This is a genomic window from bacterium, assembly GCA_040757115.1.
Classification (GTDB): Bacteria; UBA9089; CG2-30-40-21; order CG2-30-40-21; family SBAY01; genus JBFLXS01.
The window spans coordinates 1-2,570 of the sequence record JBFLYA010000374.1 but is presented as its reverse complement, the minus strand read 5'-3'; the positions used below and the strand labels follow the sequence as shown (position 1 = coordinate 2,570).

Genomic DNA, 2,570 nt, shown 5'->3' with positions numbered 1-2,570 from the left:
GTATCCGAACATACTATTTTTGTGCCTTTTTAGGGATATAAGTCAAGAAAAATATTTTTAAAAAAACTTAATTTTTTACTTGACATTTCACCATAAGACTTTGTGAGTCGCAGACTCATGACCGTTTTCCCTGAAAGTAGGAAAGGGGGAGGCATTGCCCCCAGAAGAGGAATACCGTGCACATCCTTTATCCCTTTCCTACTTACCTACTACCTACTTGCCTACTATTTTCATTCCCCCAAATAACTGACTTATTACCCTGTAAGATATAGATTACTAAATTCACCTTAATCCAATTCATCTTTCTCTTAATCCTGGATTTATTACTTCATCTAATGCCCTGCCGATAAGATAAAATGCGAAGGTAAGAAGAGAAATACATATTCCCGGTGGAAGTATCCAGTAAGGTGCTTTGAATGTATGACCTGTGGTAAAACACCATTGGAGCATCATACCCCAGCTTACGACCGATGGGTCACCCAGACCAATAAAACTTAGTCCTGCTTCGGTCAAAATTGCGCCACTTACCCCAAAGGTCATATACAAAAATGATAATGGGAGAACATTAGGTCCAATGTGGTAAAAGATTATTCTCATGTTACTTGCCCCGGCAATGCGTGCGGCTTCAACAAAAGGACGCTCTTTTAATGATAATGTTTGAGCCCGAATTATCCTTGCCGTAGAAGGCCAACCAAGCAAGGCAATAATAAAGATAATAATCCAGATACTCTGTTTGCCAATAGCGGCGGCAATAATTATAATAAGTGGCAGGGAAGGTAATGTCAGCACAATATCTGCCAGACGCATAAATAAAGTGTCAATGACATTACCAAAATAACCTGCAATTAACCCGATGACCGTTCCAATTATGACTGAGGCCAATGCCGCCGTAATACCAATAACAAAGGCAATTTGTGCCCCACACATTAATTGACTTAAAATATCTCTGCCCATAAAATCTGTGCCGAGGATATGAGTCTTTGAAGGTGGCATTGCCCATAAAATCTCCGGGTCAACCCCGGTCATAGGCTTATATATTTCATTTATCATTGGTAGGACAGGAGAAATTAAAGCCATTATCCCAAAAAATATTACCAAACAAAGCCCAAATAAACCTAATTTGTTTGCCTTAAATATCTCCCAGTTAGCCTTAAATTCTTGTTTAAATAAATTTTTTTTGGACAAGTAACTGCACCCCTTTTTTAACCCTAAAGTGAACTATCTCTCATCAATTTAATCTCATAGAGTAGTGTTTCAACTAACTCTGTTTGCGGCACCTTTTTTATAATTTTACCTTTCTTAAATATTAATCCTATTCCTTTACCCCCGGCAATGCCAATATCAGCGTCAGCGGCTTCACCTGGACCATTGACCACACAACCCATAATGGCGATTTTAAATTTTAATTTTTTAAATTTTAATTTTTTAATCTCCTTTTCTACCTGTTTAGCAATCTTGATTAAATCTATTTCACATCTGGCACAGGTAGGACAGGAAATTAATTCCAGACCTGTCTCTCGTAACCGTAATGCCTTTAAAATTTCATAACCAAGTTTTACTTCCTCGATAGGTTGTGCGGTTAAAGAAACTCTAATCGTATCCCCTAACCCCTGGCTAAGTAGACTACCCATACCGACGGCTGATTTTATACTTCCAGCCCACGGAAGACCTGATTCGGTTATGCCAATATGAAAGGGGTAATCGACTTTGGTCGCCATCAATTGATACGCCTCGATAGTCATTGGCACATCAGTGGCTTTAAGTGAAATAACAATATCAAAGAAGTCTAAATCTTCTAATATCTTAATATGCTGGAGGGCTGATTCAACCAATGCTGTTGCGCCTACCTTGCCAAATTTTTTTCTATCAACAGAACCCGAATTTACCCCAATTCGGATGGGGATATTTCTCTCTTTTGCCTTTTCAACTATCTTGACGACCCTGTCCGTTTGTTTGATATTCCCAGGATTAATCCTTAATTTATCTACCCCTTGAGCGATGGCCTCTAATGCCAGGCGATAATCAAAATGAATATCCGCAACCAAAGGGATACTAATTTGTCTTTTAATCACTCCTAAAACCTTAGCTGATTCCATATCTGGCACACCAACTCGAATAATTTCGCAACCAACATCTTCAAGTTGCTTGATTTGCCTGACCGTTGTTTTAACATCACTTGTTTTGGTTTTGGTCATTGATTGGACTGAAATAGGTGCATCTCCGCCGATTGTAAGATTACCTGCTCGAATAGGTTTTGAATATCTTCTATTCATATTTATTAAGTATATATATTCAGGCGGTAAATGTCAATGAAATTTTGAGGGGTAATACCAACAATGCTAATCTAATTATGGCAGAACTTGTGTAAAAAAGAGGTATCTATTCACCCACTAATAGCACGCTGATGACGCGGATGTTGCGGATATTTCGCGGATAAAAAATAGGTAACCGTTCAGGCTATATATCAAAAGTGTAAGAAAGGGGATAAGGAGATAAGGGTGATATGGAGATAAGATAATAGAAATAGATTGAAATTTATAGAAATAGGTAGAAATTGATTGTGGGAAACA

3 protein-coding genes are annotated in these 2,570 nt (G+C 38.1%); all 3 read right to left on the bottom strand.

The window, feature by feature from the left end; genetic code table 11:
* Positions 1-297 precede the first annotated feature (297 nt).
* Complete coding sequence (locus tag AB1422_18810) at positions 298-1,185, bottom strand: ABC transporter permease (protein MEW6621352.1); 888 nt, start codon at positions 1,183-1,185, stop codon at positions 298-300.
* Positions 1,186-1,208: 23 nt separating this feature from the next.
* Complete coding sequence (gene ispG, locus AB1422_18805) at positions 1,209-2,273, bottom strand: flavodoxin-dependent (E)-4-hydroxy-3-methylbut-2-enyl-diphosphate synthase (GenBank protein ID MEW6621351.1); 1,065 nt, start codon at positions 2,271-2,273, stop codon at positions 1,209-1,211.
* A 117-nt stretch (positions 2,274-2,390) separates the two neighbouring features.
* On the bottom strand, positions 2,391-2,570 hold a 180-nt coding region (locus AB1422_18800), incomplete at its 5' end, for a hypothetical protein (protein ID MEW6621350.1).

Excerpts from the sequence above, each read along its gene's own strand:
- ispG (MEW6621351.1), bottom strand. The coding sequence starts at position 2,273 with ATGAATAGAAGATATTCAAAACCTATTCGAGCAGGTAATCTTACAATC.